The following is a 19,123-nucleotide window of genomic DNA, read 5'->3' as shown; positions in this document are numbered from 1 at the left end:
GATTTTCGATAGACACTCTGGCGAATTCGGCTAGGAAGCACCCCGAAATGCTGGACAATTTGAATAGCATCAGCTGGCTGGTGCTATCCATGGCTGGAAGCCCAGCCTGTGCTCGGAACGGAGGCCGCCATGTCACGAACGCCGGCGAAACTTGACGAACTCGATCTCGCGATCCTGACCGCGATGCATGAATACCAGAAAGCGGGCATCCTCGAGCTGTCTCGCCGGACGCGGGTGGCCAGAGCGACCGTGCAGTCCAGGATCGGGCGGATGGAGGAATCCGGCGTCATCGCCTCCTACGACCCGCAGATCGACGTTACCGCGGCGGGTTTCGACGTACAGGCGTTCGTCACGCTGGAGATCGCGCAGGGCGCGCTGGACGCGGTCGCGGCCGAACTGGAAACGATCCCAGGGGTTTTGGAGGCCTACGCGACCACCGGCACCGGCGACGTGTGGTGCCGGATCGGCGCGGACTCGCACGCCGGCCTGCAGTCGGTCCTGCTGAGCATCGACCGGACCTCGTCGGTGGTGCGGTCGCACAGTGTCATCGTCCTGTCGACCGTGGTGCCGTTTCGCACGCTGCCGCTGTTGCGCACGCTCGATCCGGCGGGGAACACGAAGGCGCCCGCCTATCGCGCGGCGCACGAAAGGTAGCCGGGCCGTTTACGCTCGCTGAGCGGCGGTGCGGATGTCCGTCGCGGGAGATCGACTGCGAGACCGGTGATGAGCGAGACGACAACCGAATCCAGCCCGCATGCCCGGGCCACCTGGGCGGAGCTGTTCTTCGACCTGGTGCTCGTCTTCGCGGTGACGCAGACCGCGCACGTGCTCGCCCAGCACCCGTCGATCGGCTCGCTCGGGCACGCGCTGGTGCTGCTCGCGCCGCTGTGGTGGGGCTGGGTCGGGGTGACCGTGCTGGTCAACAATGTCGAGGAGACGCACGCGCAGCGGCTGGTGCTGTTCACCAGCGGCCTGTGCATCTTCCTGATGGCGGTGGCCGCGCCCGCGGCGCTCGATCAACCGCGCGGCGCGGCAATGGTATTCGCGTCGGCGCACCTGGTGCTGCGGATCGTGCTGCTGATCGCGACGATGCGGGCGCGTACGTTCGAGACGTCGATCAATCCGTTCAGCATCGGCCTGGTTACCGGAGTCGCGATCTTCGCGAGCGCGCCACTGCCCGAACATCTTCGGCTGTGGGCTTGGACGGGTGCGCTCGTTGTACAGCTCGGCGCTCCGCTGTTCTACAGCCGTGCGTTGCGTGGCAGAACCCTTGGCGTCTCACATCTTTCGGAGCGGTTCGGACTGGTCGTGATCATCGCGCTCGGCGAGTCGGTGGTGGATGCGGGTGCGCAGGCCGCGTCGACCGGGTTGACACTGTCGGTGGTGACCGCGCTGGTGCTCGGTTTCGTGGTCGGCGCCGGATTGTGGTGGCTATATTTCCAATTCACGTCGAAGGTGATCGAGCACGCGCTGGCGACGCGGTCGTCGCCGGGGTTGATCATGCGAGATGTGTTGAGCTATGGGCATTTCGCGCTAGTGGCGGCGTTGGTGGCGGTCGCGGTCGGGCTCGGGCACGCGGCGGCGGATCCTGGGCACATCGCGCACGGGGTGGCGGCGGTGCTGGCGCCGGGTGGTGCGGCGCTGTTCGTCGCGACGTTCGTCTTCACTCGCTGGCGGACGGTGGGGGCGCCCGCGCTGGGGCGGGTAGTGACCGCCGCGGCGCTCATCGCGGTCGCGGCGGTGTCCTCGTTGCTGCCCGCGATTGTCGTGGTCGGGCTGACCGCGGGCGTGCTCGTCGCGATCAATGTGTACGAGCATCTGCTCATAGGGTCGGGACGTCCGGTGCCCGAGTTGCGGTTTCACCGCAGGGCAGCGGCGCAGTAGCGAAACAGACTGTCGTGTCGTGTCTTACGGATCCGCCGCAATTCGCTCACTGCCGGTGCAGGCGGGTGACCAGTCCGTGCACGTGCGCCTCGGCGGCGGCACGCGCGGCATCGGCATGACCGGATTCGAGGGCCTCGACGATCCGGCGGTGTTCGCGGAGGGCGACTCGGCGGTTGAGGTCGGAGCGCCACAGATCACCACGGTAGAGGTGGGTCTGAGCTTCGAGCCGGGACAGCTCGTCGGCGAGTGGGCGGTTGCCTGCGCGCTCCCGGATGAAGGCGTGGAATTCGACGTCGAGCTGGGTGTCGCGGGCGGTGTCCGGTCCGGCCCGCAGGTTCTCCTCCTGGGTGGCCAGAATGGTTGCCAGCTTGTCGAGGTCGGCTCCGGACAGCCGCGTCGCCGCGGTCGCGGCGGCCAAGCCGTCGAGTACGGCGCGGACCGCAAGCACGTCGCGCACCTGGTCGTCATCGATCGCGGCCACCCTGGCCCCCGCGTGCGGGACATTGACCGCCAACCCCTCGTAGATGAGCTGCTGGACGGCCTCGCGCACTGGGCTGCGGCTGACGCCGAGCCGCGCCGCCAGCGCGGGCACACTGAGCGGGCGGCCCGGCTCGAGCTCGCCGGTGAGGACCAGCTGCCTGACCTGCCGGTGCACCGAGGCGCCGAGCAGCGCGGAGCTCGTCGCGTCGTCGTCGGTCATCGCGTGGTCCTTTCCGTGGTCGGAGGTGAAGTTACCCCTGCGGGCGATAGTTGGCCCGCACCCGCTGGTCCAGGAAGTCGGCCGCGGTCACCGGCGGGTAGGTGCCCCGCGGTCCCTGGATGACGGCGTCGCGGTCGGCCTGCGCGAAGTAGGCGATGCTGTAGCGGTCGCCCTGATCCTCGCCCGCGCCCGGACTGCGGACGCGATGGAAGTTCGACGGCAGCAGGTCGTCGCTCCAGCGGGTGAGCATGTCACCGATATTGCAGGTGATCAGGCTGGACGACGGCGTGATCGAGGTCCATTCCTGTTCGGCCATCTCCTTGCCGGGGCACACCTGCAGCCCGCCCTGCCCGTCGCGCTGGAAAAGCAATGTCAGACAGTCGAAGTCGGTGTGCGCGCCGGCCCGCCAGCGGCCGGGGACGCCGCGCAGTTCCGCGGGCACGGCGAAGTAGTGCAGCAGCCGCAGCGTGCTCTGGTACTGCGGGGAGCTCGGGTCGTGTGCCTTGGTGAAGTGGTCGCGATCCAGGGCGAGCCGATCGGCGAAACAAGACAGCACGAGCATCGCGACCGACCACGCCTGATGCTCGAAATCCAGGATGGTGTCACGGAATCCGGCAAGTTCCTGTTCGCTCGGCCACTGCTCGGCCATGTGCGGGCGGGTGATCTGGTAGGACTCCTTCTGGTCCGGGACGCCGATGGACGGGCGCACCTGGCTCAGGCTCTCCCAGCCCGCGTTGTTCGCTTTGACCAGTGGATATTTGGCCTTCACCGCCTCGGGAAGCGCGAAAAACCTTGCCGTGAGCTCGAATACGGTGTCGATCTGGTCCTGCGGGATGCCGTGACCGGACAGCTGGAAGAAGCCGATCTCCGTTGCGGCCGACCACAGTTCGTCGGTGATCTGCCCGCGCCGGTCGGCGAAATCCGTCAGGTCGATCACCCGGATCTCCCGGTCGGTCTCCCGGCCGAGGCCACCCATCTGCTGCTCGCGGGAAACCTCGGACAGGTCGTAGCGTGCGGTCATCGTGTCCGTCCTTGTCTGCGTGGGTATCTCACCCGGCGACGCTGATCGCCGGGTCCAGGAACTCTTTGGTGACGAGGTCGCGCGCGGTGAGGTTCGCGGGCACGGCGGCGCCGCCACGGCGCAGGATGGGCGCGAACTCGTCGATGACGCGCTGCACCCTGGCCTCGTCGAAACTGCCGAGCACGCCGTCGGTGTCGTTGCCGATCAGGCCGCCGTCGATGAGCGACTCGGCTCCGTAGGCGGCCAATGCGGCGCTGTACGGGCTGAAGTTGGCGCTCTTCGAGACGACATCGACGACCACATCATCGACATGACCGGGATCGGCGCGGAATTGCGCTGTCGCCCTTTGGATCATCGGCACGAGTCGCTGCAGGCACGGGCGCAGTTCGGTCAGTTTGTCGGCGCGGACGTTGACGGTGCGCGCGTAACCCTCGTAGCCGACGTCACGCAGCAATTGGTAGGCGACCGGCTTACCCCAGGCGCGGACCTCGTGCTCGTAGACGTACGGCTCGGAGTTCAGGAAGCCCTGCTGCGCGAAGGACGGTCCGGTGACGAAGCGGGACGGCGCGTTGTCGTAGGAGGTATCGATCTGCTTCGCGTCGACCAGACCGCGCGACACCAGCCAGTCCGGATACAGCTGGCCCTGCGAAACAACAATCGGCGCACCGGATTTCCCGATATCGGCGATGCCGTGCCAGTCCGGGTGCGTCTTCGGATCCCACATGAGCAGCTGGGGACTGTTGCGCAGCAACGTGGTCACGGCGACGATCGGCTGCTGGCCCGCGGCGGCGATCGCGTGCTCGGAGTGCGCCAATCCGAGGGTGATGCTCTGGTCGACATACATCTGCGACGGCACGGTCTGGAAGCCGATCGCGGGCCCGCCCGCCCTGATCTCCAGCTTGACGCCGGTGTCCTTGCCGTCGGTCACCAGCGGACCGGTGACCTTGTTGTGGTCGGAATCGACCCGGTAGCCCGGACCGAGCAGACCGAAGATCGGACCGGAATCGGTCTCCGGCTCCCATTGCAGCTGCACCACAACGGCGCCAGGACAGCGGCCGGACAGCTGCTGTTCGGCGGGCGCGGCGGGCAGATCCACTGCGGCGGTGTCGGATTCGCTACTGGAGCAGGCCGCGCCGGACGCGACGACCAGGGTCGCGACGGCCGCGAGACCGAGGCGGCGTAAGGGTGTTCGCATGATGTTCTCCCAATCAGGGACTAGCGGGCGGACTCGTGCCAGCGGCCGACGGTGAGTTTCTGGGCGGCGGTGAAGATCGCGAAGACGAGCACGCCGAACAGCGCGGCCAGCAGCAGCGCGGCGATCAGATCCTCGGATTGCAGTCGCGCGCGGTAGTTGTCGAGCAGGGTGCCGATGCCCGGCCGCCCCTGCGCGAAGAACATGTCGCCGATGATCGCGCCGGTCACCGACAGCCCCGCAGCGGTGCGCAGGCCGGTCATGATCGACGGCAGCGCGGCGGGTAGCTGCAAGGCCCACAGCCTGCGCAGGCGACTCGCGCAGCCCAGGGTGAACAACTCTTGCAGGTTACGGTCGACGGACTGGATACCGAACAGCGTCATCGCGATGATCGGATGGATGGCGATGAGCACGCAGACGATGGTCCGCGCGGCGGTGCCGTAACCGAACCACAGTCCGATCAGCGGAACCACCGCGAGCACCGGAATCGCTTGCAATACAACGGCATACGGGTACACCACCCGCTCGATCGGTTTGGCCTGGCTCATCAGGACGGCCACCGCCACACCGAGCACCGCCGACACCGCGAGCCCGCTCACCGCCACCTTCGCGGTGACCGCGAGCGCCCGCGACATCAGCTCGAGCTTCGCCGGATTCGCCAGCGATTCGGTGAACACCGCGTGCGGCGGCGGCAACAGGAAACGCCGGCTCGCGCCGAGCAGCACCATCGAGACCAGGTACCACACGGCGATCGCCAGCCCGAAAGACACTGCGGGCGCGAGTAATTTGGCGAACACCACGCGTGGGCGGATCCGGCGAACGACCCGATGCGACGACTCGACGGAGGTGGCGGTCGGTACCGCGAGACTGACCATCAGCAGGCCTCTTTCAGCGAACGGGAAGCGCGCGAAACCAATTCGGTGAACGCCGGATCGAAGCGCAGTTCCCGGCCGCGTGGATAGGGCAGGTCGACGTCGATCACCTCGTGCACCCGGCCCGGTCGCGCGGACATGACCACGACACGGGAGGCGAGGAACACCGCTTCGGACACCGAGTGCGTGATGAACAGCGCGGTGAAGGCGTTGTCCCGGTACAGCCGGAGCAACTCCTCCTGCATGTTGAGCCGGGTCAGCTCGTCGAGCGCGCCGAACGGTTCGTCGAGCAGCAGCAGCCGTGGCCGCAGCGAGAGCGATCTGGCCAGCGATACCCGCATCCGCATGCCGCCGGACAGCTGGCGGGGCAGGCTGTTCGCGACATCCGCCAGACCCACCGCCGCCAGTGCGCGAAGTGCGCGCTGCCGCCGGGTTTTTCGGTCGATGCCGTGCAGTTCGGCGGACAGTTCCACATTGCGCAGCACTGTGCGCCACGGCAGCAGGGTGGCCTCCTGGAAGATGAATCCGATCGAATCGGACTGCACCGCAACGGCTCCCGAGCTGGGCCGATCCAGTCCGGCGGCGAGCCGAAGCAGGGTGGATTTGCCGCAGCCGGAGGGTCCGACGACCGCGACGAACTCACCTTCGCGCAGGTCGAGGCTGATGTCGGCCAGCGCCAAGGTGCCCTCGGCGCCGCCGAATCGCTTGTGCACGTTGGCGAACGAGACCGCCAGGCCCGCGAGCAACGTCCTCGCGTCGGCCTCCTGCACCACGTCCTGCAGTGTCTCTGCGTAGCGCGGCATTGTTCGCACCTTCTTTCAGCATTGCGTGCAACTCGTGCACAACATCAGTCTTCATGAGACTGATTACATGCAATGCTTGGCTGATTGCGTGCCGGTTAACTTCAGCGCATGCTGCTCAGGCGCCGGGCGAGCAGCTCGGCATCGACCCGGGTACTGCGGCCGTCGCGAATCACGGCCTCACCATCCACCCACACCGTGTCCACCACCCGGGGCGAGCCCGTGGTCAGCAGCGTCGCACCCGGGTCGAGTACCGGCAGGCAGGCGAAATCACGATCGAAACGGATGAGCGTGAGGTCGCCACGATCGCCGACCGCGACACCCGGCTCGGCAACCGGGCGGCCGAGAACCCGATCGGCACCCCTGGTCGCCATCCGCAGCATCTCGTCGAAGCCCAAGAGGTCGGCGCGTTTTCGCGTGGCCCGCTGCAGATAGGAGCCCATCCGCAGGGTCAGCAGCATGTCCTGGGTGTCATTGCTGGCAGCGCCGTCCACCCCGAGACCGACATCGATGCCCGCCGCCAGCATTTCCAGCACCGGCGCGACGCCGCTGCCCAAGCGCATATTGCTCAGCGGGTTATAGGAGACGGAGACGCGGCGGTCGGCGAAGACCTGGCGGCCGTGCCCGTCGAGCTGACAGCAGTGCACTGCCAGCGTGCGATCCCAGAGAAATCCGGCCGCGTCGAGGTAATCGACCGCACCGCGGCCTGCATGCAATCGGCACATGTCCTCGTCGGTCGAGGTCTCCAATACATGTATCGACACGGTTTTGCCGGTGCGTTCGGCGTACTCGCGCGCGGCGGCCATGCCGTCCGGGGTGAGGCAGCGCGGATTCGGCACCGCCAGGGCGGTGCTGATCCGCGAACCGGCCAGCCGTGCGTCGAGGTCGTCGATGTGCGCGAACGCTTCCGGCAGCGGCTGCATCAGGCGCGGATCGAGACCCCAGCGCCGGGTCGGATCCGCCCGGTCCGCGATCCCTCGACCGAGCACGACGCGGATGCCGAGCTCGGCCAATGCGCGAATCATGGCGTCGTGCACCGCTTCCGAGCGATTCGGCCACATGTGCTCGACCACGGTGGTCACGCCGCTGCGCAGCAGTTCCAGGCCGCCCGCGAGGGCGGACAGATAGGTCTGTGCCGGGGGCGCGGCGACGGTGCGCTCCCCTACGCAGCGCAACCATTCCAGCAGCGGCAGACCCTCGCCGATACCGCGCAGCACCGCCTGTTGCAGGTGGGTATGGGTGTTGACGAAGCCGGGGATCAGATAGCCGCCGCTACCGTCTACGAATGGCAGCCCCGGATACTCGGCGCGCGCGGCCGGACCGAACGCGGTGACAGTGCCGTCTTGGACAACTACGTCGTAGCCCGTGCGCCACGCGCCTCTGGTGTAGACGGTGACATCGCCGATCACGGTGGAATGGGGTCGATTCTGGAACACGCGGCATTCCTCCTGGGAAATGCGGCTGGTTCGCCCGCTCGATCCGGCGGTTCGCGTCGCCCGTTGCAGCCATGAGCGACGTGTCGGGCAGCCTACTGAGCCCGTATTTCGATGCGGTTAAACCTGTCCCTCATGGACGCAGGTCGGCGCCGACCTCCAGGATTTCGACCTGCGGTTCCTTGTCCGCCTCCAGGAAGCCGAGCAGGGCATGGGATTCGGCCGTCACCGCCGCCTGCTCGGCCTTCGTCCACTTGCGGGTCGGGCTGATGCGCAGGCGGGCCGTGCCGGCCTCCGGGAAGATCTTGTACAGACCGGCGAGATACCCGTCGACCAATACCGGGGCGACCGCTGCGGCGAAAGCACGCAGGGGTGGCGCGCCGCCCTCGGGCACGATCCTGGTCCGATCCTGGTGGGAGAGCAGGGCATTGTCGTACCAACCGAGCAGGCGCACCGGCGCGGGGAGATCCGGGTCGGCCAGCTCGCCGTCGGCGGCGTCGTAGAGGGTGCGGCCGCGCTCGTCGGTGTAGGTGCGCACGCGTTCGCCGAGCTGTTCGATCGCCTGCTTCATGCCGAGCAGCTTCGACCAGGTCTGCATGTCCATGGTGGTGGCCGGGCCGAAGGCGCGCAGGTAGCGAAGGAGCAACTCCGCCAACGGATAGGCCGGGTCGAGCGGTGCGCCGAGCCACGGCTCGATCCTGGACCAGATCGGTCTGCTGCTGTCCTTCCATTTGCCACGCGGTGGGGTTTGCAGCACCGGCAGCTGAAGGAGCCAGGTCTGCACGACCATGCCCGGATTGCGGTCCGGGTAGCGCTCGGCCGCGTACCGCCGCAGCTCGGCGGCGGACATCGGCTCGTCGCCGAGGACCTGCTCGCCGTGCGCGCGCACCTCGCCGGGGTCGAGGCCGACCATCGCGCCGTAGTTGAAACCCTTTCGGAAGGGGATCTTTTCGAGTTCCGGCTGGATGTGCGGCGCGATCCGCAGCGCGTCGGGCGGGGTCACCAGGTGAATGGTGCCGCGCATCAAGGTGATTCGGACCAGTGAGCGGTCCTCCAGTGCGTCCGACACCACCGCCGGGTCGAAATCCGTTATGCGACTCCACAATGCGACAAACGGCGGCGGGGAGTCCTGCGCTTGCAGGCCGACGAGATGGTCACACATCTCGTGCACCGTCAGCGGCGAGCGCGCCAGCAGGTGCTGGCGCGCTAGCAGCGTACGGTTCAGTATTCGGTTGCTGACCTTCATGATTGGCGTCAGCGGAGCGTGACGACGACCTTGCCGGTCGCCGTGCGGTTGTCCAGCGAGGCGATCGCCTCGGCCGCGCGCTCCAGCGGGTACAGCACCGGCTTCGGTGCCTCGATCTTGCCCGCGGCCAGCAGCGGTGCCACCTCGGCCCACTGCTCGGTCAGGTAACCGGGGTGCGTCATCACCCATTCGCCCCAGGCCGCGCCGATCACCTCGACGTTCTTCAGCAGCAGCCGGTTCACCTTCACGGTGGGGATCTCGCCCGCGGTGAAGCCGACCACCAGCAGCCGGCCCGCCGAAGCGAGCGAACGGACGCTGTCGGTGAACCGGTCGCCACCCACCGGGTCGAGCACGATGTCCACGCCGCGACCGCCGGTCAGTTCCTTGACCGCCGCGAGCCAGCCCTCGGCGAGCACCACGTCGGTGGCGCCGTTGGCGCGGGCCACCTCGGCCTTGGCCTCGGTGCTGACCACCGCGATCACCCGGCCCGCGCCGAGCGCGACCGCCATCCGCAGCGTCGAGGTGCCGATGCCGCCCGCGGCGCCGTGCACGAGCACCGTCTCGCCCTCGGCGAGCCTGCCGCGCTTACGCAGGCAGAACTGCACGGTCAGGTCGTTGAACAGGATGCCTGCGCCGGCCTCGAGGGAAACGTTGTCCGGCAGCTTGAACACCATCTGGGTCGGCGCGACTGCCACCTCTGCCATGGCATTGCCGAGCAGCGTCAGCGCGACGACCCGATCGCCCGCCTTGACGTGCGCGTCTTCCGGCGCCTCCCGCACGATGCCGGCGACCTCGCCGCCGACGACGAATGGCAGTTCCGGCTTCATCTGATAGAGCCCGCGGGTCATCAGCACATCCGGGAAGGCGACACCGGCCGCGTGCACGTCGATCACCACGCCCCCGGGGTACGACTTGGGCTCCGGGATGTCGACGATCTCGACCGACTCCGGTCCCTCCAGCTTGCTGACCTGGGCTGCGCGCATCTGCCGACCTCTCTGTCGTGGCACCGGCCTTTCTTCGCGCCGGTGCCGCCGTGATCAACGTAACGCGCATCGATTCGGCGTGCGCACCCTGTCCGCGGTGCGCATCCTCGTTGGCAGTCCGAGGGCCCTGTCCAGCCGATCCCATTTTGCTATGCTGACCGCGACCTATGGTCGGGCGTGAAGGGGGACTCATGGTCGAGCGCAATCAACCACCGTCGACAAGTGTGCAGGTAGATCCGGGCGCACTGCGATCGTTCGCGCAAACACTCGGCACCGAGGCCGGGGAGGTGACCGGGCTGAACGCGGGGGGCGCGTTATCGGCCGCGGCGACCGCGCTACCCGGCACCGAATTCGGTGCCGCAGCAAATCAAGCGAACGATGTGGTCAACCGCTGCCTGCAGCGGATCGGTGGCCGGCTCACCACGATCGCCGACAACCTGCACAATGCCGCGGGGAAATACGAACTGGCCGAGGACGATTTCGCCGCCAAACTCCGCGCGATCGGACTGTCGTCATGACCCTCAGCATCCCGGACGTCGAGAACTGGAAGCCCGAACAGCTCACCGCCGCAGGCGAACAGGCCGGGACGATGTCGCAAGGCCTCGACACCGCCGTCGGCAAGGGCTCCACCCAGACGAAGTCGCTCGAAGACGGCAACAAGTGGTCCGGAACGGCGGGTGCCGCCGCGAACGCGCGGATGGACACCGAGAAGACCAGGGCCTCGGCGGTCAGCGCCGCGCTGCTGGAACTGAAGACCGCCTTCACCTCCCAGACGCAGAACCTGGTCGAGGCGAAGAACAAGGTGATCCAACTGCGCGACGACGCGATCAACCAGGCACCGCCGTTCGACGTGCAGCCCAACGGCACCGTCAACGCCACCACCCGGATCGCGGCCCTGCGTGAGCATTCGGACAAGGCGAACGTGGAAGGGCTCGTTTTCCAGGAATCACTGCTGGCGGCGTCGCGCACCTGGGAACTGACCAATGCGCTGAAGACGGCGGAAACCGTGGCAGGCCAAGCGAAGACGCAGGTGGACACGGCGGTCGGCAAGTTGGAGCAGGCGTTCAGTGGGCTCGGTGAGCCGAGCGCGAACGTGGCGCCGCCGGCGACCACCGCACCGGCCAGCGTCAGCTCGCCCGCTCCGGTGAGCAACAACTCGCCGTCGTCCACGTCGAGCAAACCCAATTACGCGATGGGGAATCACAACAACTCCGGATCGTATAGCGGGAGCTATAACGGTTCGGGAAGTCCGACCTCGAGCGCCCCGACCGGCCCGATGCCGAGCGGCGATATGGCGAAATGGATCGCGGAGGCCAAACAAAAGCTCATCGAAATGGGTTACGACCCCAAGGATATCGACGAGCGTGCTATCGCCATGATCATCGAGCACGAATCGGCGGGCAACCCGTACGCGGAAAACCGGTGGGACAGTAACTGGGAGGCGGGACATCCGTCGAAGGGCCTGATGCAGACGATCGACGGCACCTTCAACGCCTACAAGGCACCCGGCCACGACGACATTTGGAACCCGGTGGACAACATCATTGCGGGCGTTCGCTATTCGATCGATACCTACGGATCGGTCAACAATGTTCCGGGCGTGGTTGCGGTCAATTCTGGTGGGGCGTACCGGGGCTACTGAGGTCTACCGCTGGTCATTGGCCAGCAATGCGTACTGCGCGGCCGCGCGCTGCTGTGTTTCCCACAATCGGCTGCCGAGCACCAGGGCCGCGTACCTCCGGTAGGAAACAAAGCATCGGAACTGTGCGTCCTTCGGCGCGACATAGTCCTGCACGCACGCCGCGCCGGGCACATCCGTCGGCGGATCCACCACACGACGGTCCGCCGCGTTGCCGAGCTCGGCGGAGTCGGTGACGAAGCGTGCGGCGGCAGCGTCATCCGCAGCTCTGAACCCGAAAGCACTGGGCGCCACCGCGACCCGATCGACGCCCGCTCGCTGCAGCACGGGAAAGCGACCCGATTGATCCTGCACATAGTTCAGGTAGCCACGCAAGGTCAGGACCACCTCGCCCTGCCCATCCGGCGGGGGGACGACACCCTTGTCATGAATGACCCGGACCAGCACACCATCCGGGTCCTGGCGCAACGTGCTGAACTTTCCGATCGGTGTCGCGGTGAACTTGTCGAGTTCGGCCACTTCCGCGTCGAGATACTTCTGGGTCGCGTCGACCAGCCGAGTGATATCCGCGGTCCGCGTCTCCGCCAGCACACTGATCACATAATTTCCATGTGGGGTCGTGCTGCCAAGCGTCGGAAAAGCCGGACGCCAATGTGCGCGCGAGTCAGGGTATTTGGGCAGACTTACGGCGGCATTCTCCGGGTTGAGGCCGAGGTCGACGGCGTCGAGTTCGGCTGCCGCCGCCTTCGCGGCCGTCGCGTCCGGGAAGCGTGACACCGTCACGGTCAGGCCGTCGCGCTGGCGGCTGTCGGCGGCGTCGGTGGGCGACGGCACATCCTCAGCCGAGCCGGTCGAGAACCCCAGCACGAAACCGTGACTCAGCAACACCGCGATGGCGGGCTCCGCGAGATATTGCCCCACCGACTGGGCGTCGGTGTGCACGCGAGCCGAGGCACCGATGGCATATTTCGAGTCCACCTCATGGGGACTGAGCACCGCGTCGGCCAATCGCGCGGCCTCGAGTCGCGCGTACCCGAGATCGTCCAGGTGCGCCGCGATCTTGGGCGGCGCGGTCGGAAACTTGCCGGTGTCCAACGCCCGCACATCGGGCTCGCCGGAAACTCCGGTCCCCGGCACCGACGATGCGCAACCGCCCGCGCCAACGGTGGCGAGGACAACGAGGAGTGCCGTGGCGACTCGTGGATTCCAGTTCATCAACTCACCTGTGGGAGGTTGTCCAGGACGTTCTGCAGCACCAGTTGCGCTGCCAGACATCTGAATTCGGGATGTTCCGCGAGGGTGGGATTGTCGACCTGCACCGTCACCACCTCGGCGTCGCCGCCGTCGATGCTCCGGTACTGCCAGCGCCGGACACAGGTCGGCGAGCCCAATTCCGCCTCGTCCAAGAAGACGACATTGCCGTCGCCGAGATCGAACGGTATCGGCTTTTCGATCGGCACCAGGGCCTTCGTGCGCTCGAGCGCGAGGGTGACCGTGCCGGTCGAGGTCCATCTGCAGGTGTGCAGCAGATCCGGAGCGCCGCGAACTCGATCGCCGATATTCAGTTTCACCACGATCGAATCGACCAGGGCACAGGGATCTTGCCGGGCGAGTGAGTTGCGAAAGTTCGGAAGCTGCGGCGGCGCATCGGATATCCGATGCGCGAGTTCAGTGGCCGCCTCGTCCGCGACGCCGCACAACTTGTCGGACTGCGGGCCCCGCACCCGTACCGCGATGCCGAATTGCGGATCCGTTCGCGCGGGGAGCAAGGCTCGTCCACAGCTGTCGTTTCCGCTGGTCCCGTCCTCCAGTATCGGGACTCCCTCGGCACTCTTACCGTTGTCTCGGTAGCCCTCGATGCGCTTGATATCGAAGTCGAGCTGATATCCGCCCGACTCACCCGCGCAGCTGCCCCATTGCGTAGAGCTCGGCGCCTTCGTCCACTCCCCCAGCGACGACACCAATGGATCTTTGACCGCGGCACACAGATCGATCGACCTGAGCTTCGTAAGATTCAGCGCGGCAAGCGGATTCACCGTCGGTGCGGCCGGCCGATCGTCGTCGCCGCCGCCGAACAAGGCCGTGCCCGCGAGCATGCAGACGAGCAGAACGGCCACCGCCGAGGTCACGATCAAGGCACGCTTGCGCCGCCTGCGCAGCGAATTCTCCCGCTGGATCTCGACGAGCGCCTGCAATCGCTGCTCGAAGGCGTCGACGCTGGCGGCCTCCGGATAGCGTGCCGGGTCCGCTCCGACGATCTGCGTGGCGCGGGCGTCGGGCGGTCCTGCGGGCCCTTGCTCAGTCACGGCGATCTGTTCTCCTCGATCTTCAATGGTCGTCCGCACCAAATGGTAGGTCGCACACGTGCCGTCGGAATCTATACGGCGAGCGGACAATAAGTCACCCGGCGGCCGTGCGTGGGTCGTGACGGCAGAGCAGCTACACCCCCTGTCGTGCCTGTTGCGGATCGTACCGGTGCGGACGGGACACGTCCCGGTGTCGCCGGACGACGGATATCCGGTGTAGTACCCGTCAGGCGAAGGTTTGGTTGCGGGCGGCGAGGGCGGTGCGGAGTTTGGTGACGGCGGTCGGGCCTACGCCGTGTAGTGCGGCCAGGTCGCGCTCGGTCCAGGAGGTGAGGTCGTCGAGGGTGCGGATGCCGGCCGCGGCCAGCGCTCGTTCAGCGGGTTTGCCGAGTTTCTCGGGCAGCTCCGTATCGCTCATGGCGTCCATGATGCCTGGTAGCGACATTGTTCGCGGGCTTACCGGCGGCTACCTACGCACTCGGCGCGATGGTGTGACGTACGCCCCGTAAAGTCGTCTCACAACAGCACCACACGAAGAACGCGGCACACCGTGCAGCGCGAGGAGCACCAGTGTCACTCGATCAGCCACTCGCCCCGCTTCCCCAGGAGGGCATGGGCTTTGCTTCGGCGTGGCCCATCCGGGCGGGTGATGTGGACCCTTACGGTCGGCTGCGATTCGACGCGGTCGCCCGTTATCTGCAGGACATTCAGTGGGAAAATCTGCATAAGACGTTCTTGAGCCGCAGCGATCCGAATTGGATTGTGCGCCGCACGGTGATCGATGTGATCCGGCCGATCGTGTGGCCGGACGAGGTGCAGCTGCTGCGCTGGTGCTCGGCGATGTCGACCCGCTGGACGAACATGCGGGTGCGGGTCACCAGCGCGAACGGCGGGCTGATCGAGACCGAGGGCTTCTGGATCAATATCAGCGAGTCGACCGGGATGCCCGCGCGGATCAGCGACGAGGGCCTGGCCTATCTGGCGCAGACCACGCAGGAGCACCGGCTGCGCTGGCGCCCGTATCTGACCGACACCTCGCCCTCGGAGTCGGACACCGACATGCCATTTCCGGTGCGCGCGACCGACATCGACCAGTACAACCACGTCAACAACGCCTGTTACTGGCAGGCGGTGGAGCAGTTCATGGTCGAGTACCCCAAGCTGCTCGCCGGTCCGCATCGCGCGGTCATCGAATACGTGGCGCCGGTGCTGGCCCGCCAGCACGTGACCGTGCGCAGCCGCTTCGAGCCGGGTGATCGCACCGGGCGTCCGGTGCTTCGGCTGTGGTTCGTGGTCGGCGGCACCACCACGACCGTCGTCCGCATCATGCCGCTGCCGCCCGAATAGGCTGCCACCCGAATAAGCTAGTGGCCGACCGGAACCCAGCGGCTCCGGTCGGCGGCACCATGGCCTCAGCCGCGCGCGGCCTTCAGCAGATCCTCGCGCGTGGTGAACTTGACCCGCGGCCGTCCGGCGGACTTGCCCGCGGCCTTCTCGGCCTGATCGATCGCCCGCCAGCCGTCCCGATCCACCAGATCGGCCTGCCGTGCACCGAGCAACGCCTTCAGCGCCGCTCGATCCGCCTCGGGCGCACCGAGTTTGCCGCTGGTGAAGTCGGCGATCAGGTTCTCCACCGTCTCCTCGGCGTCGGTCCGGTTCGAGCCGATGACACCGCGCGGGCCGCGCTTGATCCAGCCGCTGGCGTATACGCCGGACAGCGGGGTGCCGTCGGTGTCGAGCACCCGGCCGTGCTCGTTCGGCATGACGCCGCGCCGCTCGTCGAACGGCACGTCGGCGACGGCCGCGCCGCGGTAGCCGATGGAGCGCAGCACCAGCGAGGCCTCGATCCGCTCGGTGCGGTCGGTCGAGCGGGCCACCAATTGGCCGTTCTCCTCGAACAATTCGTTGTGCGCGAACTCGATCGCCTCGACGTGCTCGGTGCCGGTGAGCGCGGTGGGCGAGGCCAGGTAGCGGAAGACGATCCGCTTGTGGCTCGGATCGCGCGGGGCGCCCGCGTACTCCTCGGCGAGGGTGTACTTGAGCTTCAATGACGGCTCGATGTCCGGATCGTCCAGCAGGGCCTGGCTGGCGTGATCGAGCGCCAGGTCGGACTCGTCGACGACCACGTCGATGCCCTTCAGGTGAGCCAGCGCGAGGAACTCCGACGAGGTGTACGCCGCCTGCAGCGGGCCGCGCCGGCCGAGCACGACCACCTCGCGAATAGTGCTGCGCCGCAGGGCGTCCAGCGCGTGGTCGGCGATGTCGGTCTTGGCCAGCTCGTCCGGGTCGACGGTGAGCACGCGCGCGACGTCGAGTGCGACGTTGCCGTTGCCGACGATCACCGCCCGCTCGCCGGACAGGTCGAACTGCCGGTCCGCGAAGTCGGGATGGCCGTTGTACCAGGCGACGAACTCGGTGGCCGAGTGGCTGCCCGGCAGGTCCTCGCCCGGCACGTCGAGGCGGCGGTCGGTGGACGCGCCGACCGCGTAGATGACGGCGTGGTGGTGCTTCAGCAGCTCCTCGTGCGAGATGTGCGTGCCTATCTCGACATTCAGGTAGTACTGCAGGGTCTCGCGCCGGAACGCGGACTCGAACAGACTCGACACCGTCTTGGTGCCCGGGTGATCGGGGGCCACGCCCGCCCGGACCAGACCCCACGGGGTCGGCACCCGGTCGAACATCTCGATCTCCACGTCCGCCCGGCGCAGCAGCTCGTCGGCGGCATAGCAAGCCGCTGGGCCCGCGCCGACGATCGCGACCCGCAGCGTGCCGAGTTCCTTCGGCGGCCGCGGCGGCGTGACGATCGGATCGAAGTTCGATTCGAGCGGATGCCGTTCGAAATAGGCGGCATTGATGTCGCGGTATCTGGCCAGCGATGCGGTCAGGTCGTCCTCGGAGAAGATCGCCTCCACCGGGCACGCATCGACGCACGCACCGCAGTCGATACAGGTGTCGGGGTCGATGTAGAGCATCTCGGTCGTCGCGAACTCCGGTTGGTCCGGGGTCGGACGGATGCAATCGACAGGGCACTCGGAAACGCAGCTGGCGTCGTTGCAACAACGCTGCGTGATTACGTAGGCCATATTGTGCAGATCCTCGAAGATGTACGTGGGCTGTAGGCCACCCGGTGGGCAGAGGTGGACAGAAACGACACGACGCGGAACCACCGCGATGTGACGCCGCTTTCAGTTTGCCTCGAGTGTGTTCGAGGCCATGCGACCGGAGGCCTTACGGTATCTCCATGGTGCGGACTCTGATCCTCATGCGACACGGCAAGTCGGCGTATCCCGACGGTGTCGGCGACCACGAACGCCCGCTCGCGCCGCGCGGACAACGCGAGGCCGGGCTGGCGGGCGACTGGTTGCGCAAGACCCAACCGACGATCGACGCGGTGCGATGTTCCACCGCGACTCGCACGAGAGAAACGCTGGCGGCCACCGGGATCGACGCGCCGGTGGTCTACGAGGCGGGCATCTACGAGGCCTCCCCGCAGAGCCTCATCGAGCTGGTGCAGCTCAGCGACGACGACGTGTCGACGCTGCTGGTGATCGGGCACGCGCCCGGAATGCCGTGGACGGCATGGGAGTTGGCGAGCAATCGCAGTTCGACGCCCGCCATCGAGCTCAGTCGCAAGTTCCCCACCTCGGCGCTGGCCGTGCTCGAATTCGACCGGCCGTGGACGCAGGTCGATCCGGGAACCGGTGAGCTGGTGCGTTTCCACATCCCCCGCTGAACCGGCGCTCAGCGCAGCAACTTGCCGCCGACCACCACGACCGCGCCGAGCACGACCAGCAGCACGAACGCGGCGAACCCGCCGAGCAGCCACCACACGACGGCGAGCGCGAGTACCACCGGTGCCACCGCGATGGCGGTGATCACCGGGCTTTCCTTGACCGTTGCCAGGGCCGAACGGGCCCTGATCCGGTTGACGTCCTTACCAGGCATGTTTTCCAGGGTAGGCCGGAAGCCCGGACTTTGTCGGTGACCGGTGAGATGCTCGGGCGATGGATTGGAAAATCGAGCTCATCGCGATCCCCGTGACCGACGTGGATCGCGCGAAAGACTTCTACACCAAGATCGGATTCAACGCGGATCACGACCACCGGGTCAACGAGAACCTGCGGTTCGTCCAGCTCACGCCGCCCGGGTCCGGGTGCTCGATTTGCATCGGCGAGGGGATCACCGACGCGGCGCCGGGGAGCGTGCGCGGGATGCAGATCGTGGTTTCCAGCGCGGAGGATGCGTACAAGGAGCTGGTGGCTGCCGGAGTCGACGCGAAGCCGGTGGAGACGCTGGACTGGGGCAAGTTCACGTATTTCGCCGACCCGGATGGGAATCAGTGGGCGATTCAGGAATTGCCGAAGTACAACTGAGGGCGAAGGTTTGGGCCGACGCGAGACCGCGATCGTGCCGCAGCGCCTACGGCGTCGGCCTACGCCACCTGGATCAGTCCAACTGGTCCAACTGGATGGTCAGCGGGCACGGTGAGGTGGTTGTGTACACATCGGTCACCTCGCCGTCGTCGACGTAGCCGAGTTCTTCGGTCAGCCGAAACGCCGCCAAGCTGAGCGGCGGGTGCAGGTCGATGATCCAATAGTGCGGAATTCCGGCGTCGGCGTACTCGCTGCGCTTCATGACGTAATCCGTTCGCCGGGAGCCCGGCGAGACGATTTCGACGACAAGACGGGTGGCGTGCGCTCGAAGGATCCCACCTTCGGAATTGACTCGTTTGAGTTCGCTCCGTTCGACCACAACCAGATCCGGCCGGCGGACTGTGGCGGGCCCATCCTCAGGAACCAACTGCAAGTTGAGGTCGACATCTGGCACAGCGACCAAGTCACGTGGAAGCTGAAGTTTCACCAGGGCATACAGATCGCCGCTGACAATGTTGTGTTCCGGCGTGGGCGACGGCGAAACAGTGAGTACCCCCTCTTGCAGCTCCCTACGGCAACGCTCGTCGTCTTCTCCGAGCGCCATGTAGTCGGCAATCGTCAGCAGCCGCCATGGTTCCGGAATCGCCGTCACCCTCGCTCCTCAGCTCGTCCCA

Annotated in this window: 21 protein-coding genes; 7 read left to right on the top strand and 14 right to left on the bottom strand. The window is 66.9% G+C overall.

Going from position 1 to position 19,123, the window contains the following annotated elements:
* Positions 1–129 precede the first annotated feature (129 nt).
* On the top strand, positions 130–654 hold the full coding sequence (locus ACIBK2_RS29550; RefSeq protein WP_357385651.1) for an Lrp/AsnC ligand binding domain-containing protein: 525 nt from the start codon (positions 130–132) through the stop codon (positions 652–654).
* Between the two features lie 69 nt (positions 655–723).
* Positions 724–1,884, top strand: a complete 1,161-nt coding sequence (locus ACIBK2_RS29545; RefSeq protein ID WP_396971775.1) for a low temperature requirement protein A — start codon at positions 724–726, stop codon at positions 1,882–1,884.
* Positions 1,885–1,930: 46 nt separating this feature from the next.
* Here ACIBK2_RS29545 and ACIBK2_RS29540 read toward each other — a convergent pair whose 3' ends face one another.
* The 8 genes from ACIBK2_RS29540 to ACIBK2_RS29505 form a co-directional block, all read right to left on the bottom strand.
* Positions 1,931–2,584 (bottom strand): GntR family transcriptional regulator, encoded by a 654-nt coding sequence (locus ACIBK2_RS29540; protein ID WP_396971773.1) that lies wholly within the window; start codon positions 2,582–2,584, stop codon positions 1,931–1,933.
* Between the two features lie 31 nt (positions 2,585–2,615).
* On the bottom strand, positions 2,616–3,605 hold the full coding sequence (locus tag ACIBK2_RS29535) for an isopenicillin N synthase family dioxygenase (RefSeq protein WP_396971771.1): 990 nt from the start codon (positions 3,603–3,605) through the stop codon (positions 2,616–2,618).
* Between the two features lie 28 nt (positions 3,606–3,633).
* A complete protein-coding gene (locus ACIBK2_RS29530) occupies positions 3,634–4,800 on the bottom strand; it encodes a nitrate ABC transporter substrate-binding protein (RefSeq protein WP_396971769.1) in 1,167 nt (388 codons plus the stop codon).
* A 20-nt stretch (positions 4,801–4,820) separates the two neighbouring features.
* The gene (locus ACIBK2_RS29525) at positions 4,821–5,672 is read right to left on the bottom strand and encodes an ABC transporter permease (RefSeq protein WP_396971767.1); all 852 of its coding nucleotides are present in this window, start codon (positions 5,670–5,672) and stop codon (positions 4,821–4,823) included.
* Positions 5,672–6,472 carry an ABC transporter ATP-binding protein gene (locus ACIBK2_RS29520; RefSeq protein ID WP_396971766.1) on the bottom strand — a complete coding sequence of 267 codons (801 nt, stop codon included), beginning with the start codon at positions 6,470–6,472 and terminating at the stop codon, positions 5,672–5,674. The genes ACIBK2_RS29525 and ACIBK2_RS29520 overlap by 1 nt, the downstream gene beginning before the upstream one ends.
* A 101-nt stretch (positions 6,473–6,573) precedes the next feature.
* Positions 6,574–7,905: an amidohydrolase family protein gene (locus tag ACIBK2_RS29515; protein WP_396971764.1), complete on the bottom strand. Its 1,332-nt coding sequence runs from the start codon at positions 7,903–7,905 to the stop codon at positions 6,574–6,576.
* Between the two features lie 130 nt (positions 7,906–8,035).
* Positions 8,036–9,148 (bottom strand): winged helix DNA-binding domain-containing protein, encoded by a 1,113-nt coding sequence (locus tag ACIBK2_RS29510; protein ID WP_396971762.1) that lies wholly within the window; start codon positions 9,146–9,148, stop codon positions 8,036–8,038.
* A gap of 8 nt (positions 9,149–9,156) precedes the next feature.
* Positions 9,157–10,131 (bottom strand): NADPH:quinone oxidoreductase family protein, encoded by a 975-nt coding sequence (locus ACIBK2_RS29505; protein ID WP_396971761.1) that lies wholly within the window; start codon positions 10,129–10,131, stop codon positions 9,157–9,159.
* 191 nt (positions 10,132–10,322) lie between these two features.
* Here ACIBK2_RS29505 and ACIBK2_RS29500 point away from each other — a divergent pair, with 191 nt between their 5' ends.
* Together ACIBK2_RS29500 and ACIBK2_RS29495 are read left to right on the top strand one after the other, a co-directional pair.
* Entirely contained in the window at positions 10,323–10,649 is a 327-nt protein-coding gene (locus tag ACIBK2_RS29500) for a type VII secretion target (protein WP_379291833.1), read from the top strand.
* Positions 10,646–11,773, top strand: a complete 1,128-nt coding sequence (locus tag ACIBK2_RS29495) for a transglycosylase SLT domain-containing protein (RefSeq protein ID WP_396971759.1) — start codon at positions 10,646–10,648, stop codon at positions 11,771–11,773. Before ACIBK2_RS29500 ends, ACIBK2_RS29495 begins: the two co-directional genes overlap by 4 nt.
* 3 nt (positions 11,774–11,776) lie before the next feature.
* Here the strand turns inward: ACIBK2_RS29495 and ACIBK2_RS29490 are convergent, their stop codons facing one another.
* The 3 genes from ACIBK2_RS29490 to ACIBK2_RS29480 all read right to left on the bottom strand — a co-directional run bounded on the left by ACIBK2_RS29490 (position 11,777) and on the right by ACIBK2_RS29480 (position 14,494).
* Positions 11,777–12,985, bottom strand: a complete 1,209-nt coding sequence (locus tag ACIBK2_RS29490) for a hypothetical protein (RefSeq protein WP_396971758.1) — start codon at positions 12,983–12,985, stop codon at positions 11,777–11,779.
* Complete coding sequence (locus ACIBK2_RS29485) at positions 12,985–14,076, bottom strand: hypothetical protein (RefSeq protein ID WP_396971756.1); 1,092 nt, start codon at positions 14,074–14,076, stop codon at positions 12,985–12,987. The genes ACIBK2_RS29490 and ACIBK2_RS29485 overlap by 1 nt, the downstream gene beginning before the upstream one ends.
* A gap of 226 nt (positions 14,077–14,302) precedes the next feature.
* Entirely contained in the window at positions 14,303–14,494 is a 192-nt protein-coding gene (locus ACIBK2_RS29480) for a hypothetical protein (protein ID WP_357385635.1), read from the bottom strand.
* Positions 14,495–14,646: 152 nt separating this feature from the next.
* Between ACIBK2_RS29480 and ACIBK2_RS29475 the strand changes: the two genes are divergently transcribed.
* Positions 14,647–15,423 (top strand): acyl-[acyl-carrier-protein] thioesterase, encoded by a 777-nt coding sequence (locus ACIBK2_RS29475; protein ID WP_396971754.1) that lies wholly within the window; start codon positions 14,647–14,649, stop codon positions 15,421–15,423.
* Between the two features lie 65 nt (positions 15,424–15,488).
* Here the strand turns inward: ACIBK2_RS29475 and ACIBK2_RS29470 are convergent, their stop codons facing one another.
* The gene (locus tag ACIBK2_RS29470) at positions 15,489–17,159 is read right to left on the bottom strand and encodes an FAD-dependent oxidoreductase (protein ID WP_396971753.1); all 1,671 of its coding nucleotides are present in this window, start codon (positions 17,157–17,159) and stop codon (positions 15,489–15,491) included.
* A 158-nt stretch (positions 17,160–17,317) separates the two neighbouring features.
* Between ACIBK2_RS29470 and ACIBK2_RS29465 the strand changes: the two genes are divergently transcribed.
* Positions 17,318–17,809 (top strand): SixA phosphatase family protein, encoded by a 492-nt coding sequence (locus tag ACIBK2_RS29465; protein ID WP_396971751.1) that lies wholly within the window; start codon positions 17,318–17,320, stop codon positions 17,807–17,809.
* A gap of 8 nt (positions 17,810–17,817) precedes the next feature.
* On the opposite strand, the gene ACIBK2_RS29460 is transcribed toward ACIBK2_RS29465, so the two are convergent.
* On the bottom strand, positions 17,818–18,021 hold the full coding sequence (locus tag ACIBK2_RS29460; RefSeq protein ID WP_150399729.1) for a hypothetical protein: 204 nt from the start codon (positions 18,019–18,021) through the stop codon (positions 17,818–17,820).
* A 59-nt stretch (positions 18,022–18,080) separates the two neighbouring features.
* Between ACIBK2_RS29460 and ACIBK2_RS29455 the strand changes: the two genes are divergently transcribed.
* Complete coding sequence (locus tag ACIBK2_RS29455) at positions 18,081–18,449, top strand: glyoxalase superfamily protein (protein WP_379291821.1); 369 nt, start codon at positions 18,081–18,083, stop codon at positions 18,447–18,449.
* 73 nt (positions 18,450–18,522) lie between these two features.
* Here ACIBK2_RS29455 and ACIBK2_RS29450 read toward each other — a convergent pair whose 3' ends face one another.
* Positions 18,523–19,101: a Uma2 family endonuclease gene (locus ACIBK2_RS29450; protein ID WP_396971749.1), complete on the bottom strand. Its 579-nt coding sequence runs from the start codon at positions 19,099–19,101 to the stop codon at positions 18,523–18,525.
* Between the last annotated feature and the right edge of the window lie 22 nt (positions 19,102–19,123).

This window comes from Nocardia sp. NPDC050175 (assembly GCF_044459885.1).
Lineage (GTDB): Bacteria > Actinomycetota > Actinomycetes > Mycobacteriales > Mycobacteriaceae > Nocardia.
This window is presented reverse-complemented; position numbering and strand designations above follow the sequence as displayed.

Bases quoted from the DNA above. Each gene is read 5' to 3' on its own strand.
- ACIBK2_RS29535 (WP_396971771.1), bottom strand. From the start codon at position 3,605: ATGACCGCACGCTACGACCTGTCCGAGGTTTCCCGCGAGCAGCAGATG.
- ACIBK2_RS29545 (WP_396971775.1), top strand. From the start codon at position 724: ATGAGCGAGACGACAACCGAATCCAGCCCGCATGCCCGGGCCACCTGG.
- ACIBK2_RS29525 (WP_396971767.1), bottom strand. From the start codon at position 5,672: ATGGTCAGTCTCGCGGTACCGACCGCCACCTCCGTCGAGTCGTCGCAT.
- ACIBK2_RS29500 (WP_379291833.1), top strand. From the start codon at position 10,323: ATGGTCGAGCGCAATCAACCACCGTCGACAAGTGTGCAGGTAGATCCG.
- ACIBK2_RS29470 (WP_396971753.1), bottom strand. From the start codon at position 17,159: ATGGCCTACGTAATCACGCAGCGTTGTTGCAACGACGCCAGCTGCGTT.
- ACIBK2_RS29465 (WP_396971751.1), top strand. From the start codon at position 17,318: ATGGTGCGGACTCTGATCCTCATGCGACACGGCAAGTCGGCGTATCCC.
- ACIBK2_RS29540 (WP_396971773.1), bottom strand. From the start codon at position 2,584: ATGACCGACGACGACGCGACGAGCTCCGCGCTGCTCGGCGCCTCGGTG.
- ACIBK2_RS29520 (WP_396971766.1), bottom strand. From the start codon at position 6,472: ATGCCGCGCTACGCAGAGACACTGCAGGACGTGGTGCAGGAGGCCGAC.
- ACIBK2_RS29530 (WP_396971769.1), bottom strand. From the start codon at position 4,800: ATGCGAACACCCTTACGCCGCCTCGGTCTCGCGGCCGTCGCGACCCTG.
- ACIBK2_RS29495 (WP_396971759.1), top strand. From the start codon at position 10,646: ATGACCCTCAGCATCCCGGACGTCGAGAACTGGAAGCCCGAACAGCTC.
- ACIBK2_RS29550 (WP_357385651.1), top strand. From the start codon at position 130: ATGTCACGAACGCCGGCGAAACTTGACGAACTCGATCTCGCGATCCTG.
- ACIBK2_RS29480 (WP_357385635.1), bottom strand. From the start codon at position 14,494: ATGAGCGATACGGAGCTGCCCGAGAAACTCGGCAAACCCGCTGAACGA.
- ACIBK2_RS29460 (WP_150399729.1), bottom strand. From the start codon at position 18,021: ATGCCTGGTAAGGACGTCAACCGGATCAGGGCCCGTTCGGCCCTGGCA.
- ACIBK2_RS29505 (WP_396971761.1), bottom strand. From the start codon at position 10,131: ATGCGCGCAGCCCAGGTCAGCAAGCTGGAGGGACCGGAGTCGGTCGAG.
- ACIBK2_RS29510 (WP_396971762.1), bottom strand. From the start codon at position 9,148: ATGAAGGTCAGCAACCGAATACTGAACCGTACGCTGCTAGCGCGCCAG.
- ACIBK2_RS29490 (WP_396971758.1), bottom strand. From the start codon at position 12,985: ATGAACTGGAATCCACGAGTCGCCACGGCACTCCTCGTTGTCCTCGCC.
- ACIBK2_RS29455 (WP_379291821.1), top strand. From the start codon at position 18,081: ATGGATTGGAAAATCGAGCTCATCGCGATCCCCGTGACCGACGTGGAT.